General features: G+C 45.5%; 14 protein-coding genes. 10 read left to right on the top strand and 4 right to left on the bottom strand.

Annotated elements, in window-relative coordinates; genetic code table 11:
• Positions 1 to 107 precede the first annotated feature (107 nt).
• Positions 108 to 4070 (top strand): Ig-like domain-containing protein, encoded by a 3963-nt coding sequence (locus ACSQ8O_RS24000; protein WP_436243670.1) that lies wholly within the window; start codon positions 108 to 110, stop codon positions 4068 to 4070.
• A gap of 110 nt (positions 4071 to 4180) precedes the next feature.
• Here the strand turns inward: ACSQ8O_RS24000 and ACSQ8O_RS23995 are convergent, their stop codons facing one another.
• Complete coding sequence (locus ACSQ8O_RS23995) at positions 4181 to 4630, bottom strand: protein-tyrosine phosphatase family protein (RefSeq protein WP_436243669.1); 450 nt, start codon at positions 4628 to 4630, stop codon at positions 4181 to 4183.
• A gap of 202 nt (positions 4631 to 4832) precedes the next feature.
• Here ACSQ8O_RS23995 and ACSQ8O_RS23990 point away from each other — a divergent pair, with 202 nt between their 5' ends.
• The 3 genes from ACSQ8O_RS23990 to ACSQ8O_RS23980 all read left to right on the top strand — a co-directional run bounded on the left by ACSQ8O_RS23990 (position 4833) and on the right by ACSQ8O_RS23980 (position 7734).
• On the top strand, positions 4833 to 5642 hold the full coding sequence (locus ACSQ8O_RS23990; RefSeq protein WP_436243668.1) for a transporter substrate-binding domain-containing protein: 810 nt from the start codon (positions 4833 to 4835) through the stop codon (positions 5640 to 5642).
• Between the two features lie 164 nt (positions 5643 to 5806).
• Complete coding sequence (locus tag ACSQ8O_RS23985; RefSeq protein WP_436243667.1) at positions 5807 to 7075, top strand: FAD-binding protein; 1269 nt, start codon at positions 5807 to 5809, stop codon at positions 7073 to 7075.
• Positions 7075 to 7734, top strand: a complete 660-nt coding sequence (locus tag ACSQ8O_RS23980) for a hypothetical protein (RefSeq protein WP_436243666.1) — start codon at positions 7075 to 7077, stop codon at positions 7732 to 7734. Before ACSQ8O_RS23985 ends, ACSQ8O_RS23980 begins: the two co-directional genes overlap by 1 nt.
• A gap of 61 nt (positions 7735 to 7795) precedes the next feature.
• Here the strand turns inward: ACSQ8O_RS23980 and ACSQ8O_RS23975 are convergent, their stop codons facing one another.
• Positions 7796 to 10144 carry a beta-propeller domain-containing protein gene (locus ACSQ8O_RS23975; protein WP_436243665.1) on the bottom strand — a complete coding sequence of 783 codons (2349 nt, stop codon included), beginning with the start codon at positions 10142 to 10144 and terminating at the stop codon, positions 7796 to 7798.
• Between the two features lie 172 nt (positions 10145 to 10316).
• Here ACSQ8O_RS23975 and ACSQ8O_RS23970 point away from each other — a divergent pair, with 172 nt between their 5' ends.
• Positions 10317 to 11180, top strand: coding sequence for a metallophosphoesterase (locus ACSQ8O_RS23970; RefSeq protein ID WP_436243664.1), 864 nt, complete (start codon positions 10317 to 10319; stop codon positions 11178 to 11180).
• Positions 11181 to 11250: 70 nt separating this feature from the next.
• Here the strand turns inward: ACSQ8O_RS23970 and ACSQ8O_RS23965 are convergent, their stop codons facing one another.
• Positions 11251 to 12162, bottom strand: coding sequence for a hypothetical protein (locus ACSQ8O_RS23965; RefSeq protein ID WP_436243663.1), 912 nt, complete (start codon positions 12160 to 12162; stop codon positions 11251 to 11253).
• A 178-nt stretch (positions 12163 to 12340) separates the two neighbouring features.
• Between ACSQ8O_RS23965 and ACSQ8O_RS23960 the strand changes: the two genes are divergently transcribed.
• The 5 genes from ACSQ8O_RS23960 to ACSQ8O_RS23940 all read left to right on the top strand — a co-directional run bounded on the left by ACSQ8O_RS23960 (position 12341) and on the right by ACSQ8O_RS23940 (position 18204).
• Positions 12341 to 13189 carry an SDR family NAD(P)-dependent oxidoreductase gene (locus ACSQ8O_RS23960; RefSeq protein WP_436243662.1) on the top strand — a complete coding sequence of 283 codons (849 nt, stop codon included), beginning with the start codon at positions 12341 to 12343 and terminating at the stop codon, positions 13187 to 13189.
• Entirely contained in the window at positions 13182 to 14711 is a 1530-nt protein-coding gene (locus ACSQ8O_RS23955; RefSeq protein WP_436243661.1) for an AMP-binding protein, read from the top strand. Before ACSQ8O_RS23960 ends, ACSQ8O_RS23955 begins: the two co-directional genes overlap by 8 nt.
• Positions 14712 to 15158: 447 nt before the next feature.
• Entirely contained in the window at positions 15159 to 15854 is a 696-nt protein-coding gene (locus ACSQ8O_RS23950) for a DUF421 domain-containing protein (RefSeq protein ID WP_436243660.1), read from the top strand.
• A 42-nt stretch (positions 15855 to 15896) separates the two neighbouring features.
• Positions 15897 to 16613, top strand: a complete 717-nt coding sequence (locus tag ACSQ8O_RS23945; RefSeq protein WP_436243659.1) for an ABC transporter ATP-binding protein — start codon at positions 15897 to 15899, stop codon at positions 16611 to 16613.
• Positions 16597 to 18204 carry a hypothetical protein gene (locus ACSQ8O_RS23940; RefSeq protein ID WP_436243658.1) on the top strand — a complete coding sequence of 536 codons (1608 nt, stop codon included), beginning with the start codon at positions 16597 to 16599 and terminating at the stop codon, positions 18202 to 18204. The genes ACSQ8O_RS23945 and ACSQ8O_RS23940 overlap by 17 nt, the downstream gene beginning before the upstream one ends.
• A 57-nt stretch (positions 18205 to 18261) precedes the next feature.
• Here ACSQ8O_RS23940 and ACSQ8O_RS23935 read toward each other — a convergent pair whose 3' ends face one another.
• The gene (locus ACSQ8O_RS23935; RefSeq protein ID WP_436243657.1) at positions 18262 to 19350 is read right to left on the bottom strand and encodes a Gfo/Idh/MocA family protein; all 1089 of its coding nucleotides are present in this window, start codon (positions 19348 to 19350) and stop codon (positions 18262 to 18264) included.
• Between the last annotated feature and the right edge of the window lie 48 nt (positions 19351 to 19398).

Raw genomic sequence — 19398 nt, 5'->3', positions numbered from 1 at the left:
AGCGGTTTCTCGACCTCGAGGGGAGTCACCGTTTTTTAAGATAAACATTAACCGTACTATTCTCATGTGATTAGTGTGGTTAAACATGACTATAAGGAGGATAAGTGATGAAGAAAACGAAAGGGTCCAGGTTGTTAAGTTTGCTTCTGGGAATCGTTGTCTTGGTAGCAGGCTTCCTACCAATGGCCGCACCATCAACGGTTTATGCAACAGGCTCCGTTTATTATGTGGATTCGATAGGCGGCGATGATGCGAACGCTGGAACAGCTTCCGGATCAGCTTGGCAATCGCTTAGTAAAGTCAACGGTACCGTCTTTGAGCCTGGCGACGCCATTATGTTCAAGGCAGACGGTGTATGGACGGGGACGCTTTCCCCCCAAGGCTCGGGCACGGAGGGAAATCCCATTACCATTGACATGTATGGTACCGGCCGTAAGCCATTGATCGCTGGGGCTGGCGCTGCAGCAGCTGTCTATTTTAACAATCAGGAGCAATGGGAAGTCCGAAATCTGGAAATCACCAATGATGCGGCAACGAAGGCAGTACGCAGAGGCATACATGTGGATGGCACCAGTGGTGGCTACAGTAATCCTAGAGTGTTTAAGCATTTTCTTTTTGAAAATTTAGAGATCCATCATGTAAAGGGTGATACCGCAACTGATTATGCTCATAACGGCGGTATTATCGTCTGGGGAACGAACTGGGATTATCACGTTTCCGATGTTGTGGTGAATAACAGCAAGATTTATTCTGTAGATAGCGTGGGCATTTACATTTATGGCGCACAAAAGAGATATTCCGCTGACTCGAAAGTAACCAACAACGTCATTTACGATGTGGGTGCAGATGGAGCGTTCATCTTGGATACGACGAATGCGCTGATCGAAAATAACCTCGTGCATGACACGCATGTAAGAGCCAGCGGATATCATGTTCCGCTTTGGGTCTTTTCAGCGAAGGACGCGTTGATTCAGAACAATGAAGTTTACAACACAGCGCCGGGCGGAGACGCTATGGCGTATGATGCGGATTACAAGAGCGACGGAACCATTATTCAATATAACTACAGTCATAACAATGCAGGCGGCGCCTTCTTGGTTGTCAATGATGGTACGGTTGCGAGCAACGCCAATACCAATACGACAATCCGCTACAATATTAGCCAGAATGACAGCGGTGCCGTGTTCAATTTTAGCGGAACTCCGGATACTACTCATATCTATAACAACACGGTATATCTGCCTAGATATTCTAACGCGAAAGTGGTGGATTATTTAAACTGGGGCGGTTATGCCAAAAATACGTACTTCACGAACAATATCATTACGAATCTCGGAACCGGCGGCTATAATTTTGCCGGCAGTACGAATAATGTGTTTGATCACAATCTGTTTTATGGCAACCATCCGGTCAACGAACCGACGGATGCGAATAAGCTTACGGTGGATCCGATGCTTGCCTCTCCCGGTTCGGGCGGTATAGGTAAAGATACGGTTGTCGGATACCAGCTTCTTTCTACATCTCCAGCTATTGGAGCGGGTAAATTGATGACGAACAACGGAGGCAAGGACTACTTCGGCAATCCGGTGTCGGCCGTGCAAGCGCCGAATATGGGTGCTTACCAAGGTCCAGGACTGGATCCTAACAATCTTCCTCCACTTCCACCTCCGCCTGTGGAGGAAAATCTATTGAAGAATCCTGGATTTGAAACAGGTGATTTCACCAACTGGCCTACCCATTACAATGGGGCCACCATTGAGAGCAACAATGCCCTTACCGGCACTTATGCAGCCAAGCTTACAGGGAATACGGCTGGCGTTGAGCAGACGATCAGTGGATTGTATCCGAATACGATCTACAAACTGTATGGAAATGGAAAGAGCGTAGGCGGGGGCGATGCCGTATTTGGCGTCAAAAATTATGGCGGCAGCTCCAAAGATGTGCATATGAGCACTACCAGTTATGCGAGGAAAGAGCTCACGTTTACGACGGGCAGTACCAACACCAGCGCTACGATATATTTATATAAAAGCGGCGGCAGCGGAGACGTTTACTTCGACGACTTGGAATTAATCCAGTACAGCGCATCGCCGGGCGGACCTGTTGAACCTGATCCTGTCTATACGGAAGGTTCTGATGATGAGTTCAATGAGGCCGTGCTGAATTCACAATGGCACTGGACACGAGAGAACCCGGCGAAATGGTCGCTGAGCACGAACCCGGGATATATGAGAATTGTCAGTGAAAACGGAGATATCGCGGGCGGAAGTGCCGATGCCAAGAACATCCTTCTCACGGGTGCGCCGGAAGGAAACTGGGCCATTGATACGAAGCTCGAAGGCAAGCCGAATTCGCAGTGGTCGCAGGGCGGATTGGTCGTCTATGTCAATGACGATACCTATATCCGGATGACCCGATTGTATGGTAGCGGCAATCAATTACAATTTGACGTTAAGGTTGGTGGTGTACGTACCCATATGGAGGTACCCGATACGATTGGGTCGACGGTATCTTATCTTCGAATTGTTAAGTATGGAGATAAGTTTGCCGGCTATTATTCGGTAGACGGTAACGCTTATACCCAGATAGGTAACACAGTAATTGCTAACCTTGATGATCCCAAAATCGGTCTTATTGTGTGTGGGGGAACGGGACTTACCGCGGATTTTGACTATTTCCATATACAAACTAGTGGTATTACGGAACCGCCACCACCACCGCCGCCTGTACCTGTCGCAGTGTCTGGTATTACGCTGAATAAATCCGCATTGAGTCTGAAAGTCGGTGGGACAGCAACATTATCAGCAGTTGTATCTCCTTCTAATGCTGCAAACAAAGCGGTGACATGGAGTTCGAACAATTCCGCCGTAGTACAGGTGGATGCGGGTGGAATCATCACTGCTGTTAGTGAGGGGACAGCTGCGGTTACGGTGACGACAGTAGACGGCTCCAAAACGGCCGTTTGTTTCGTAGAGGTTGTTTCTGCGAGCAATTTGCTGAACAACCCGGGATTTGAGACAGGAGATTTTACCAACTGGCCATCGAATTTTAATCAGGCAGCCATTGTGAATACGAACACCCATACCGGAACGTACGCAGCCAAGTTGGCAACCGCATATGGGGGGATCGAACAAATCGTAACTGGACTTACACCCAATACAACGTACACACTTTCTGCTTGGGCCATGGGTATCAATGGTGAATTCGGCGTAAGAGATTTCGGAAGTTACAAACGTCAGGTCTATATCAACTCAACGGCATATACGAGAAATGAGATTACGTTTACCACAGGCAGTACAAACACAAGCGCGACCATCCTTATGTACAAACGTGCTGCGGCAGGCGAAGCGTACTTTGACGACTTTCAACTTGTTCAGCAAAGCGCGCCAACTACGCCGCCACCTGTCTCGGTAACCGGGGTCTCGCTAGACCATACCGGTTTGAGTCTGAAAATCGGCGCGATGGCTACCTTGTTAGCCACGGTCGCACCATCCAATGCCGCTAATAAAGCGGTAACCTGGAGCTCGAACAATCCCTCCGTGGCAACTGTGGATGCGAATGGCATCGTAACCGCCATTGGTGAGGGAACCACTTCGATTACCGTGACGACAGTTGACGGAACCAAAACGGCCGTTTGCTTCGTGGAGGTTGTGCCCACAATTAATTTGCTGAACAACCCAGGATTTGAGACAGGAGATTTCACGAGCTGGCCATCGCATTTTAACCAATCAGCCATCGTGAATACGAACACCCGTACAGGGACGTACGCAGCCAAATTGGCAACTGCCTACGGGGGGATCGAGCAAATTGTAACTGGACTGACGCCAAACACAACCTATACGATCTCCGCTTGGGCTAAGGCAGTGGGGGGAGGCGCTGCACAGTTCGGAGTAAGGAATTTTGGTAGTTACCAACGTCAGGTGTATGTGAATTCTGCGGATTATACAAGGAAAGAATACACATTCACTACAGGAAGTACGAATACAAGTGCGACGATATTTATGTACAAACATGTCGTGGATGGCGAAGTTTACTTCGATGACTTGGAGCTTGTTCAGGTCAGTCCTTGAGACTTTTGGATCGTAGTTGGCAACTATGAATGAGTAAGCCAAAGAGGTTGGTTTCTTGTACATTATCGTGTACGAGTAACCAGCCTTTTTGTCCAGTTGTGGTTCAGGGTTTATGTGTTAAACAATTTCTCAATCGCCTCACGCTGCGCGGGTTTAATATTGACTCTGGCGCGAATGCTTTTGGCTAGTGCTTCAGCTTCTTCAATGGTCTGACTTTTGCCTAATGTAATCAAAGTACCCACCGCGACAGCACCCGTTCTGCCGCCGCCACCAGCACAGTGAAATCCAACTTTTTTACCGTTGTGATAAGCTTCAACCACGTGATCAATCGCTTGTTGAAACAATTGGTCTTGGGGGCCAGTCGCATTGTCTCCCAGCGGGACTTGAATCCATTGGACATCGTCATCGGGATAAGCGCATTGTGCAGCTTCGCCTCGCAAATCCACAATGACTTCAATGCCTTCATTTTTAATCATATCCTCAACGTCTGAAGCTCCTCCAAAATAAATCCGATCCTCGACTAGAGCTTGATAATTTTTATGTCTATTGACCTCATTCATGTTGAACATCTCCTTAAGCGTAATTAATGTGGCTTCTGTGGGAAGCTAAGTGATGAAATAGATCTTGTCATTATATACGCATTCACATAGATGTTGAAAGTTTAGGAATTGAAAACGCTAAAGCCGAGTGAAGAAGCTGCATAACCCTTCAACTATTTACAAATAATACCTATGTTTACCTAATGAGGAGGGTATGGATGCAATGAATGAAGGCTTTAGAAGTAAACGAGGAATTGTCCTCTCGATCACCCTATTAATCGCCCTGATCGCTTCAGGATGTACGCAGAATAAAACGGTCAAAGTCGGTATCGAGGAGAATTTCCGCCCCTATACGTATATAGATGGAGGCGAGAAGAAGGGCTTTGAGGTGGATTTATGGCAAGCAATCGCTAAAAAGTCGAAGTTAGAATATGAGTTAATTCCAATGGAAATGGGCGAATTGAATAAAGGATTGAAGTCTGGTGCTATTGATTTAGCCATCGCGGGGAAGACAATTACGGATGCACGCAGTAATGATCTTGAGTATTCTGATCCTTATTTTCAAACAAACTTAGTGATTCTGATTGCTTCCGAGAACTCAGCTATCAAAGGGAAAGATGACTTAGTCGACAAAGCGATAGCAACCGAAAATGGATCACCGGGGTTTTATTATGCGAGTGAAATTCAAGGGTCGAAAATCCACGGCTTTTCAAAAATCTCCGATGCCTATGCGGAGTTGAAAAGTCATACAGCAGACGCCGTTATCGTGGAGGAACGCAATGCCCAGGATTATATTAAAAACACAGCGCAAGGGTCCGTGAAAATAGTAGGAGAGCCGTTCAATAAAGATAGCCTTGCTATTCTTGCCAAAAAGAAAAACAAGTACATCGGTAAGATCAACGAAGCGCTCCAATCGGTATCCAAGGATGGCACTTACGAAGACCTGTATACGAAATGGTTCACAAGCAAACCGAAAATGATGCCGAATAAAATCAAAAAAGAAGTAGAACACGACTTACAACATGAAGCATGATAAATGATTCAATAGGAGCTGTCCGATAAGTAGATTTTTCTACTTCAGGATAGCTTTTTTCATTGTCAGCATTGTTGCTTAGCAGGCGTTGACTTTGCTGAGGGGGATAAATGCATGTAAAATATAATTGTCCCACCTTAGAAGAGTGAAGGGAGTACTTATACATGAATAATCGCAACTGGGCTGGCAATTATACGTACAGCGCCGCCAATTATTATGTTCCTGCAAATGTAGAAGAAATACAAGAGTTGGTGGCTCGCAGTCAACAAATCAAGGTGCTTGGCACCCGCCATTCGTTCAATGGTATCGCCGACTGTACGGAAAGCTTGATCTCGCTTCAGAACCTGAATCGCGTGATCTCACTTGATCGAACGAACCATCGGGTAACGGTTGAAGCAGGCATTCGCTATGGTGAGTTAGGCGAGTATCTCCACGCGAATGGGTATGCGCTGCACAATCTCGCTTCTTTACCTCATATTACAGTTGCAGGCGCATGCGCCACCGCAACACATGGTTCTGGTGATCGCCATGGCAATTTGGCGACAGCTGTTCATGCCATGGAAGTGGTCATAGCGGACGGGAGTATCGTGCTGTTCTCCCGTGAGCATGAGAATGGTTATCTTGCCGGTGCAGCTGTTGGACTAGGTGGATTAGGTGTCGTCACGAAAATCACCTTGGATGTAGTCCCATCCTTTCAGATGCATCAACATGTGTATGACAACTTGCCTTTGGCGCAGCTTGAAGCACATTTCGACGACATATTCTCCAGTGGTTATAGTGTCAGCCTTTTCACAAATTGGCAGGAATCTTCGTTTAATCAACTGTGGAAGAAGCAGGTAACGATGGATCAATCCTCCGCTCCAAAGCAGGTGGAAGCTGAGTTTTACGGGGCCAAGCTCGCTGACGAACATCGTCATCCCGTGCCAGGACACACTTCCGAGAATTGCAGTGAACAAATGGGAATACCAGGACCTTGGCATGAACGGATGCCGCACTTTCGGATGGATTTCACGCCTAGTGCAGGGGAAGAATTGCAGAGCGAATACTATGTGCCCCGTCAGCATGCGTATGCGGCGCTATGTGCTCTCGATGGTATGAAAGAACTCATCTCGCCACTTCTTTATGTTTCTGAGGTACGTACAATTGCGGCAGATGATCTGTGGATGAGTCCCTGCTATAAGCAGGAGATGGTGGCTTTTCATTTTACATGGAAACCGAATTGGGAAGCTGTTAAGCAAGTACTGCCTATCATTGAACAGCATCTCGAGCCCTTCCAAGTTCGACCGCATTGGGGCAAGCTGTTTACGATGTCACCGGACCGCGTGCAGTCGATGTATGAGAAGCTGCCTGAGTTTCAGCAACTGCTTCGCCAATGTGATCCGCAGGGGAAATTCCGCAATGATTTCTTAAAAACGTACATCTTGGGAGACTAATGATGCAAAGAATCGGATGCTTCCATGCCCATTATTCGAATATTGAACATATTGAAAATGCCCTGCGCAGTTTGAATGTGGAACTCATTCATTATGTAGATCCTGGTTTGGATCGGATCAAGCATGATGCGGATTTCACGACCGAAATGGCTCAAAAGAAAGTGCTCGACACACTGAATTGGATAGCCAAAAGTCACGTAGACGCAATTTTAATAACCTGCACTTTTTTTACAGCCATATACGATGGAAATGTTCATCCTTTTCCAATTCCGATCATCAAAATTGATGATCCATTGTTCGAAGAGATCTGTCAGCTGGATCAGCCTGCGATCATTGCATTCACGAATCCAAGCACCGTACAAGGAACGATGAATCAGTTATTCCTTTATGCCGTTAAGAAAGGAATAGCACTAGAAGCAGCGCCTGTCCTTCTGGCGAATACTTTTGATCTGATTATGCAAGGTAAGAAGAGTGACTACATCGAAGCTGTCACACAAGGATTGATCGATGTGATCGAGGAAAACCCAACGAAGCGTGTGGTAGCGGCCCAGCTTTCGATGGTTCCAGCTGCACAGGCTGCTGAGAAGCAAACGAAGCACGTTGTTGGCAATCAACTCGTTTCATTGGCCACTTATCTCAAAGAGGTTTTAGCCATATAGAAGACCCGAGTCAAACAAAAAGCCCCGATCCTAATTAGGATTCGAGGCTTTTTTGGCTTATTTACGGGATAACTACCGTATTCTTTTCTTTCAGCGTGCTAAGGTCGTTCGCTTTAATGAATCCGTTCGAAACGGTATACAGGGTGTCACCGATATAGAGAACGCGCTGGACCTGTTTGTCACCGGCATAGAAATGCTGCCCCGCCTTACTCAGATCTTCCTGCGAGAGATGGGTGATGCCGCCGCGGAACTGGAACCCTTTTTCCAGATCAAGATTGTAAACGTACGCCCCTTGGAAAGCAAAGCTTCCGTATGCGCTAGCCGAATTCTTCGAATTGTTTGCCACCGGGTCGAGTTTCATCACCGTAACAGGGAAGGAAAGGAGATTTTTCTCCTTGGAAAAGAGCAAAGCACGATGATTGTACAGCAATTCCGAATCCGTTCCTCGATCCCCAATCAGCTGAGTAAATTTCTCCTTCGGATTATTCACATCGGATACATCGAACAGGGCTACTTTCATGCCTTGATAATAGGCGATGGACTGTGAGCCTGCCGCGTTTTTGTTCTCGACTTCAACGGTATCCTTACCGAAGCCAATAATATGGTTTTCATCATAAGGATGCAGATAATTGCTGTAGCCTGGGATCTTTAATGCCCCTAACAATTTCGGCTGATCAGCTTGCTTTAAGTCTAAGACGTATAGCGGGTCCGTGTTTTTAAAAGTAACCATATAAGCGCGGTCGCCCATGAAACGGGTAGAATAAATGCGCTCGCCTGGCGCGATGTTTAAGATCTTGCCTTCCTCTTTCAGGTTCGCGTCAAGGATGTAGACGTGGTTTTTCGATGTGCCCTCATCTGTCCGCCAGACTTCACCTGTTGTCGTAGCAAGACGGAGGTGACCGTTATGCTCATCCATCGAGAATTGATTGAGCAGATGACCAGGCACTTTGCCGGTGTTTTTATATACAGCTTTTCCTGTATTCAGCCCGAATTGATAGAGAATTGTGTCTTGCTGTTGATCTTCATAGGTCGCGGCCGCGACGTATAAGTTCTCTTCAGAGGCGTAGACATTCTGACCCGAGCCGAGGTACGAGGTTACATTCATCGTCTGTGTCAGATCGGCCAGGTTAAGACCTCCGACGAGGACATAATTGGGCTCAAGAGCTTTGGGCAAATAGTAGATGTGATCCAACGGAATCGAGGTGAAAGAATCACCTGCCGAGGAATCTCGGTAAGCTGGAGCTAGTTCTTTTTTGGCGTCATCCGTATTCTCCATTTCCCGGTAGTAATAGTAATTGACATATTTATTGGCGATAAAATAAAGTGATGTCCCGATTTTACGGGAAGAAATATAGTTGCCTTCAAGTTCAACTTCTTTAACTAACTTCAGGTTACTCCGATCCGCGAGATCGTAAACCATGACCTTCGTCGTAGCCTGTGATCGGATAGGTGAAATCATTCTTTTGTCTAAAATGCCGATGCTGCTGCTGCTCCTGCTTGCGACCTCATTATATGGCACAGGTTTGAGGTTTTGATAGGATTGCCCCAACACGATCAGATGCTTATCGTCCACATAGATTTCACTCGGTTGGAACTGCGTGTTTGCGGTGTTTGCCGCTTTGGGGAAATCAAGAATACTCAGCACTTTCATCTGATCTGCGGGATACGCTTGGGTGACGACGATCCGCTGCTTATTCACAGTGTAGATGTACGTTCCATCTGACTTGACGACATCCGATTCATCCACACCTTGCACTTGCACATTCGTTCCAGAGTACTCAGGTGACACGGATTTGGCCGAATCTTGGACCGCGACACCAGCACTGCCGGCGGCCATTGGCACTGAGGATGTAGTGAGAGATTCAGAGTTGGCTGTTTTAGCTATGGCAGCATATGCACGTATCCCATTGCTTTCATTCTGCGTTAACAGGGTAACTAAGTGGTCATAGGTACCCACAACCGGCAAGCTGTCCGTTTGCTTGGTGATGTTAACGGAATTAGTTGCTGAATCCCAGCGAACGACATGATTGACGCTCTCCATAAAGAAACGCAGTGGGACGTAGAGGGAGTCACTTACGATTTGAGTACTACCGTTCATGGTGGTTGCTTTCCCGTTAACGTTGGCATAGTCCGCATTTAGGGGCAGCTTCATCTCGTACCCATTGCGTGTAACGACAGCCGCTCGTTCAGCTTCAAGCCAGGTTACGTCCATGTCCAACGATTTCGCAAGATCGCGAACTGGCGCCATCAAAATCCCTTTCATCATACGTGGATGCTGCGAAAAAGCGATCGGTTGGCCCTCAAGCTTGACGATCGTTTCCTGACCAGCATTCGTAGTGACAGGTGTAAAAGCAGATGTTAAGAGGATTGCGGTCGTTAGGAGGCCTGCGGCCAAAACCTTTTTCTTCATCTAGCTCATCCTTTGCTCCGTTATTGTAGGTTTCCATTATTTTTATCTGTATCCACTAAACGGATGGCATTAAAGATTTGTTGCATGCTATTGGAAATATTTCTCTGGAAACTGGCTAGGGTAGTTAGCGATGAAATAGCAAGATAGCCCTCATTTGTTATATGATTGGTATATGGAAAATAAAGAGAAAATGAGTCGTCGTTCCTTTTTGAAAAATGGTTTGCTACTGGGTGGAAGTTTATTATCAGTCCCACCGTTAAGTTATGGGTATGCCACGTGGGTTGAGCCCCGTTGGTTGCAAGTGGAGCGCATTTCATTGGCTTTTCCTACACTGCCGGAGGCCTTCAAGGGATTGCGGGTTGTGCAATTCAGTGATCTACACTTTGGATTTCATTTGGATATCCAGCAATTAACCAAGGTCGTCGAGGTCATTCAAGCTGAGAAACCAGACATCGTGTGCTTCACCGGTGATCTCGTCGATTATGAGATTGGTGGGCAAGGTCAAGAAATACGGGATGTTTTGAAGACGATTGCTGCTACATACGGCTGCTATGCCGTGCTCGGCAATCACGATTATTATGGCGATGTTGAAGAAGTGGCAGATGTGCTAGAGGGTGGTGGGTTTCGCTGCCTGCGTAATCGGGGACTACGGATTCAGAAAGGAAGCCAGTCTATCTGGATCGCCGGCGTAGAGGACATGTGGGAGGGTGTTCCTAATCTTAAAGCAGCGATGCAGTCAGCGAAAAAAGAAGAATGGGTACTCCTATTATCCCATGCACCTGATTATGCGGATGTTGTTGCGGCCGCTGGAGGCGTCCATTTGCAGCTATCGGGGCATTCCCACGGTGGTCAAGTAAGACTCCCGATCATAGGGGCATTGGCTTCTGTTCCATATGGCGTCAAATATCCTTCAGGACTCTATCATGTAGGGAACAATCAATCCCTTACCCTTTACACGAATCGAGGGATCGGTGTGTCGGTTCGTCCCATTCGGTTCATGTGTCGTCCTGAGATTACGGTGTTGACGTTGGTTTAGAGAAAAATGAGGCCTAATGCGCAAAGCTGCATCAGGCCTCATTTTGTTTCTTACTATATAGAGGAGTCGCTCAAACACGAGGAAACCAGATATCCCAATACGGCGTATATTCTGGCCATAAATGGGTAGTTTCTTTTGCAAATCCACGATAATGACGCATATATCCTGCTAAGTAAGCAAAAGATGTGGCATGAGGTCCAGCGAAAGATGGGGCACCTACGCATACCAACCAATCAACCAACGCTTGTTCTTCTAAACATAATGCATCTAACTCTTTCTTAATTTCAGGATCATTCTTTAAGATGTCGTGTTTATTTTTTATTATTAAATTTGGGAATTTATGATTGATACTTTGTGCTACAGCATTATATTTCTCTTCTCTTATCCCTGAAGCTAAATAAACAGCAGACAAATTTGGAGTATTTGAAATCATATTGATCGTTTCTTGAAGCTGATTACTCGTACTTTTTTCGTATCCTGGAAAGAAGTTCATCAACTCCTCTTCAATTCGCAGCTGAATAACTTTCCAACTTGGATACAAGGACATTAAACTAATGATACAATTAGCTATCTTAAGTATGTTCTTTGCAAATGGGAAGGATTTAGCAATAAATATTCCCGTTTCTCTGCATTCATCAGGTAAGAGCTGTCGGTGAGAATATCGTCTACAAGAAATGATATTATTCTGAATATGATTATTAACTTCTTGTGGTCGTCTAACTAGGATGTTTTTATTCGAGAGTAAATGGGTAAGTTCATCGACATCAACAAAGGAATCATATGCTATTTTAGAAAAATTCACATCAAAATCAATAGTGTCACTCGAGGTTCTGGTTTGAAGATCATTAATAATAATACCTATTGAATCATGTTGAGTTGAATAATAAAGTGCTTCTCCTATCGTTCTGAATATTCCCATAAGTTGATTACAAAGGCCTTCATTCGGCTCAACCTCATATTGAATATATAAAATAATAATCACACCCTATTCTAAAAAGTTCATAGTTAATTTTAGAGAATAAGACCATGTAACTAAAATATGTGTGATCTATAGATAGCGTAACGGCAAACAGACAATGATTTAACTCGTGAACATGTAGCTCTTTTTCAGTGAAGATGGCATAAATAACACTTTTCTTCAGGCTAGAAAGGAGAACCAAATGCGTTCTTTTAGTATACTCGCACATCTCTTATTCCCACCGACGAAGTTAAACAGACAGAAGCTAGAGCGCCAGCTAGCAGGCAAAACGGTCCTAATCACCGGTGCCAGTTCCGGAATCGGAGAACAACTGGCTTATCTGCTTTCCGATATGCGGGTTCATATGATCTTGGTAGCTAGACGAGAGGCGAAGCTCCAGGCAATGAAGAGTGAAATCGAAGTGAAAGCAGCAGCCCGCGTAAGTGTGTTCCCTGCGGATCTTCGAGATCCGAAAGAGATGGAGGGATTGCTAACCTTTCTCCATCAACTGCCAGATGGGCTCGATATCGTTATCAGCAATGCTGGCCATTCGATCAAGCGTTCTATTCGGGAGTCGTTGGACCGTTATCACGACTTCACGCGTACGATGGCGATTAATTATTTCGCACCGGTTCAACTATTGCTCTCTATCATACCGCTGCTTGAACAAAAACAAGGACATATCATGAACATTTCGACGGTCAATGTAATGCTTATTCCCTTGCCTCATTGGGCGGCGTATCAGGCATCGAAGTCAGCTTTTGACACGTGGTTTCGGTCTGCTGCACCTGAACTGAACATGATGGGGATCGCCACGACCTCGATCTATCTCCCGCTTGTAAGAACACCAATGATTCTGCCAACCGCAGCGTATCGCAAATTACCGGCTATGTCCCCAACTCATGTCGCCAAGATGATCGGTAAGGCCATCTATACCAGAAGGCAAACGTTCAAACCGTGGTGGTTGATTTTCGGAGGGCTAGCTTCCCTATTTTTTAGAACAATGCCTAGATTATCAAGGAAAAAGGGTAATGGCCATGAGGATGTTTAAACTAATCTATGTGTTATATCAAATTAGGCTGCTCTCGCTGGTTGCTTTGTTCCGGTTGGCCTCCGCCATTTACACATCGGGCACCAATCTGATGGCTCTGTTGCAATTTGCAGCAAGAACCTATGGTGACAAAATCGCGTTAGCGGATGAGCAGGAAACCTTGACGTATAGTCAATTGTTTACACAATCCAAACAACTTTCGGCCCATTTAGTGAAGGAATACCAACTTACTGGCGGTAAGAGAGTGGGTTTCTTGTGCAAAAACCACGCATCTCTGGTGAAAGCCATCTATGCGGTTTCTTTTACAGGGGCGGACATCTATCTAATGAATGCGGAAATGAGTAAGGATCAATTGCAGGGGATTCTGGCGAGGAAAGATTTTCACCTTGTGGTCTATGACGACGAACTAAGTGCTTTACTTGAGCAAACAACGTACAAAAACGCTAAATTGCCCAGCTATCATCCTACCTCATCTGTGATCAATAACTTACCTGTTACATCGGATTCTGAAAAGCCAAAGCAACGCCGAACGTCCTCCGGGAAATTAGTGCTGCTGACAGGCGGAACAACAGGCAAAGCCAAAGAAGCGGCGCATCAACCATCGCTATTCAATTATTTGAATCCTTTCTCTGCATTCCTGACCCGATTGCAAATCCTGAACAAGCATACAGCCTATATTGCGACGCCTATTTATCATGGTTATGGTGTAGCCGTGTTGCTACTTTTCTGCGCTTTGGGCAAAAAAGTTGTGATCCATCGAGGATTCGATGCAGTGAGAGCCTGTCGATGGATTCGGGAGCATCAGGTTGATATCGTAACGGTAGTTCCTTTAATGGTTCATAAAATGTTGAAAACGAACGCAGACGATCTGAAATCCCTGTCTTGTATAGCTTCAGGCGGAGCTGAGCTCAATCCGAAACTGGTCCAAGAGACGCTAAGTCAATTGGGAGAAGTTCTGTACAATCTGTACGGCACGTCGGAAGCGGGTTTGAATATCATTGCAGTTCCGCAGGATTTGACCTACTCCGCACACACGATTGGCAGAAAGATTAACGGTGTTCATTTAAAAGTCATGGATGATCAGAAAGTAGAAGCTCCCATTGGCAGCGTAGGTCAAATTTGTATTCGAAACAATTGGTCGATGCGAAACAAAGCAAGTGCATGGATCGAGACCGGCGATTTGGGCTATCGGGATGAGAAGGGGTATTACTTTTTGCGTGGGAGAGTAGACAGTATGATTGTTTCTGCGGGGGAGAATGTGTTTCCGTTCGAAGTGGAACAAATCTTGCTCACTCACCCCTTCATCGAGGATGCAGCCGTCATGGGGATAGCGGATGAGCTTTTTGGACAGCGATTGAAAGCGTGGATCCAGTTAGTATCTGGTACGGAAATGACGAAAGATGAACTCCTAGATTGGTTGCGCGTTAGATTGGCACGATTTCAGTTGCCCAAAGAGATCATCTTCGTCGAGCATTTGCCCTATACACCTTTAGGTAAGTTGGATAAAAAGGCGTTGAAATAAGAAATGACCACCACAGGATATCATTGTGATGGTCATTTTTTTTATAGGAATGGTCTGAACGGAGAACATGGTCTAGATTCCACAAGGAAAATGGCTAAGAGATCAAACAGAACTAATGGGAGGAGAAATGGCAGAAACGAGATGTGCGCTTTCTTTCCATTTCGTGTTTGTTTCAAATAAACCTTGTGGCCGTCGACTTTCACAATCGTGCCACGGTAAGTGCCGTGTGTTGTTTTTATCGTAACTTCTCGGTTAAGGTACTTTTTACAAATTACATAAGAATCTGATCGCGTCAAGGGAATACCCCCTTTCTAGCTTTATTAATCTAGTATATGCCCGTCCCATAGAACAAGTGTGTGTGTTTAGAAATTCAGCATACTTTAATAAGGTTCATTATCAATATGTGGTATTATTTGTTATACAAATACTCCGAAGGGAGAGATGAAGGTGGATACCAGTCTTTATGTAAGTATCGGTGTCAAGCTTACAGTCGCTTTAATAGGTCTTTTGATCATGACTAGGCTGCTGGGGAAAAAAGAGATCTCCCAATTGACCGCCTTTGATTTCGTTTCTTCTTTAATGCTCAGCGAACTGGTCGGCAATACGATTTATGATGATGATATTCATCTTAGCCATTTACTATTTGCTCTGATTATATGGACGCTTCTAGCGCTAGGTTTGGAAAAGTTTATCGCACGGTTCCCCAGACTTTCCCGCTATGCCGCTGGAACGCCAGATCTGATTATCCGGGCAGGTGTGATTGATTTCAAGGCAATGAAGCGCAACAATCTCGATTTCGCCCAATTGGGCATGCTGCTTAGGGAAAATAATATTTTCTCGCTGCGCGAAGTGGCCTATGCCTTGTTCGAGACGAACGGCAGCATCAGCGTGCTGCTCCAGAAGGACCCGGAAAAGATCAGCGGCAATGCAGAAGACCATCAAGGCACCGTCAGCCTTCCCGCTTACATTATTGAAAACGGCAGCATCAATGAAGATACATTGAAGCGCCTCGGGCGAGACAGGAGTTGGGTGGAGCAGCTTTTGCAGCTTAGCGGAATTACGCATCATGAGTGTGTGCTTTTCGCGGAATGGTCGGATTCGAACGGTCTGTATTATCAGCTAAAGGAAACCAATAAAGCTTAGTCCGATACCTTCAGCGTACTGAAACGAAAGGAGGAGTAGCAATTGCGTCTGATTTTAGAAAATATCGTTAAGCGATATGAGGATAAACAGGTACTTCAGGGAGCCGGATTCACCTTTGAGAAAGGGAAGATATATGGGCTGCTAGGGCGCAACGGAGCAGGCAAAACGACGTTGTTCGACTGCCTGAGCGGAGAGAAGGACATGAATAGCGGACAGGTAATGTTGGAGGAGAATGGCCACACGCGGAAGCTAAGCGAGCAGGATGTTGGGTATGTGTATTCGTTGCCGATTCTGCCCGAGTTTCTGACGGGCTATGAGTTTGTGAAGTTTTTTATGGATATTAATCGGGGCAAGCTGCTGATGGAGCAGACGATTGATGATTATTTTGACATGATGAGCATGACAACGGAGGATCGCCATCGGCTGATTAAAGGCTACTCGCACGGAATGAAGAATAAGCTGCAGATGTTGCTATTTCTCATAACGAAGCCGCCGATTATTCTACTCGATGAGCCGCTCACCTCCTTCGATGTCATTGTTGCACTGGAGATGAAGAATATGTTAAGGGAAATGAAGAGTGATCATATTCTAATTTTCTCCACGCATATTTTGCAATTGGCTTCTGATTTGTGTGATGAGCTGATTGTGTTGAACAAAGGGAAATTGTCTGCCGTGCCGTCCGAGCTGCTGCACAGCGCAGAATTCGAGCAAGCGGTCATTAATTTGCTGAAGGATGAATCCCATGCTGAGAACGCTTAATACGCTGCTGGCTATTCGTACATCCATTAGGGTAAACCTACTCATGTATTACATTCAGAAGCTGCCGTTAATCGGCAAGCTAGTAAAGAACAGCTTCTACGCTAATTTGGATTTCAAAAAAGCTATTTCTGTTATTGTGCTGCTGTTCAACCAGTTATGGGGAGTCATGCTTCGATTTGTGTATCTGGGGGTTCTGATATATATTCCTGTGATCGGAATAGGAAAGGGATTGTCAGAAGCAGATCAGCTTCAGCAATTTATACATATTTTTACCATCATCAGCTTTGTGGCGGCAGCCGTCAGCAGCGCGACTTTACTTGAACCAAAACGGGAGAAATACGTAGCTGTTAAGCTGATGAGATTGTCTCCAACGAGATATATGTTGGCTTCGCTAGGATATCGCTACGTGACTTTTTTGGTGTATCTACTACCTGCGATGATGCTGTTCGGCACACGCTTGGGAGCAACCGTCTTAGAAGCAGTTCTGTTATCTATATTGATCACATTATGGCGCATTCTAGCGGAGTATGTGCATCTTAAGATTTTTGAGAAAACCAGCATTGTATTGATTAAACAAACCGCCCTCGTCTGGAGCGTCCTTATTGTTGGATATGCCGCTGCCTATTTGCCGCTTCTGCTGGGCAAGGTTCTGTCTACAGAATCGTTTCTTATGAGTTTGCCTGTCTGTATCGTTATTACAGCTGGAGGGCTGTTCGCAGCCATTAAGCTGGCTCGTTATTCCGGTTACCGAGGAGTTGTTGATTCCGCAAGCAAAAGGGATGATCCTCTGCTGGATATAGGTCGTATGATGACGGATGCACAGATGAAGAGCGTGAAGTCAAAGGATAGCGACTATACCTTGAAGCTGAACCAGCAGGATAAGCTTGAGACAAAGGAAGGCTATGCTTATCTAAACACAATTTTCTTTCTCAGACATCGCAGCCTGATTAGCAGCCCTGTTAATAAACGATTAGCTATCATCGGCGCTTTCGGAGTGGCGGGGGTGATCCTCATGGTCCTATTCGGTGGTCAGTTGAAGGACCAGCAATGGAGTTTGGAAATGATCTTCCCCTTCTTGCTTCTGATCATGTATTTCATGTCCGTTGGAGAGAAAATTTGCAAAGCAATGTTTTACAACTGTGATCTAAGTTTGATGCGGTACGGCTTCTATCGCAGCGCAGCCTATAGCCATTTCCTGATTCGCCTTGGAAGAGTGATGAGCTTAAACATGGTGATTGCTGCCTCTCTTGGGGTGTCACTAACAGCTATTAACGTAGCAATAGGAGGGGAGTGGCTGAGCAGAGAGCTGCTTTTGCTTTGGGTCTGCGTTATCTCACTGTCTGCTTTTTTTACTGTGCATCATTTGTTTATGTATTATATTTTCCAACCGTATTCTACAGAGCTAAATATGAAAAACCCACTGCATCTTATCGTGAACATGGTTGTGTCATCCTCGTGCGGAATTAGTATTATTTTGAGAATACCGGTAGTACCATTCACTGTTACTATATTGGCTATGACGCTAATTTACTTGGCTGTTGCCCTTGTTCTTGTGCAGAAGTACGGGGAGAGAACGTTTCGGGTGAAGTAATATGGCTGCGGTAGTTCGTCAGCAAGTAAAGGCACCCCAATGGGGTGCCATTTCTTTTTATTCGTTATCAGCCCACGGTTGTCGAGTCGACACGACTGTCTCCCCGGTTCTAATTGCCTGCTCAATCAGCATGCCGATATAATGGTCCTGAGAAGCTTCCGGAAGACCATAAAATCCGGGTCCTCCCTCAGCATAAATCGCCATCTTTTTCAAACAGACAGCAATAGCAATTTCATCGTCATATAGCCTAGCAGGCATGAAGGGGTTTTCATATACCCATTGTTCTCCCGCCATAATTCCTTTAAGGAAATAGCCTTCCGCGTTCTCATACTCACCTTTATTGATGCGCTTTAATTCCATTTGAATCTGTGTACAGGAAGGATCTTGAATGCTTATTCGATTATCGAATATTTCCCCTCGTTCTCCCCTAATACATAAATGGTTTGAGCGGGTCCATGAACGATGTTGATCCTTGGTGAAATCGTAAATTCCCAGCTTTCCACCAAAGTCCAACCAAGCTAAATCTCTTTCTGACTTGATTAATTTATCTTCAGTAGGCGGACCACTTCGGTTCGGACCAGCGACCCAATCGGATTCAAATTTCATTCCCTTAATACTGACTTCTTCAAAGCGCACGCCTAACATTTTCCGTATTAAGCTTACTGCATGATAGAACTGAGATATGGATACAGTCACTTGATTAACATTGCCTAACTGTCCTGACATAATAATCTTATGTCGAGCTTCTTGGATAGGATGAAATTGGTATTGTTCAGCGATTTGAATTCGCGCGCCTTGACGGGTAAGCTTGTTGTGCAGCTGCAGCAAACCGTCCAGATCAGGTGCAGGAGGTGTTTCTGTAAGTACAGGAATTCCTCGTTCCGCCAGCTGCAGCATATAATCGATAGCGGCCGCTGCGTTGATAGATAGGACAACAAAGTCCGGTTGTTCATTCTCCAAGAGCTGATCCAGTGACCGATAAGTAGTCACTTTCCATAAGTCTTCCATCGACCTTCCCTTGGATTCGTCACGAATAACCATTCCGCTAATACAAAATTGTTCTGGAAGAGCCTGTGCAATTCTTAAAAAATACTGTGCGCGAAAGCCTCCACCGCCTACAATGCTGAATGTTATTGGTTTCCCCATCGACTACACCACCTTCTTCAGTCGTAGCTTCGTTGTATCAAATATAAA

This window comes from Paenibacillus sp. LjRoot56, from assembly GCF_964253335.1.
Lineage (GTDB): Bacteria > Bacillota > Bacilli > Paenibacillales > NBRC-103111 > Paenibacillus_E > Paenibacillus_E allorhizoplanae.
This window is presented reverse-complemented; position numbering and strand designations above follow the sequence as displayed.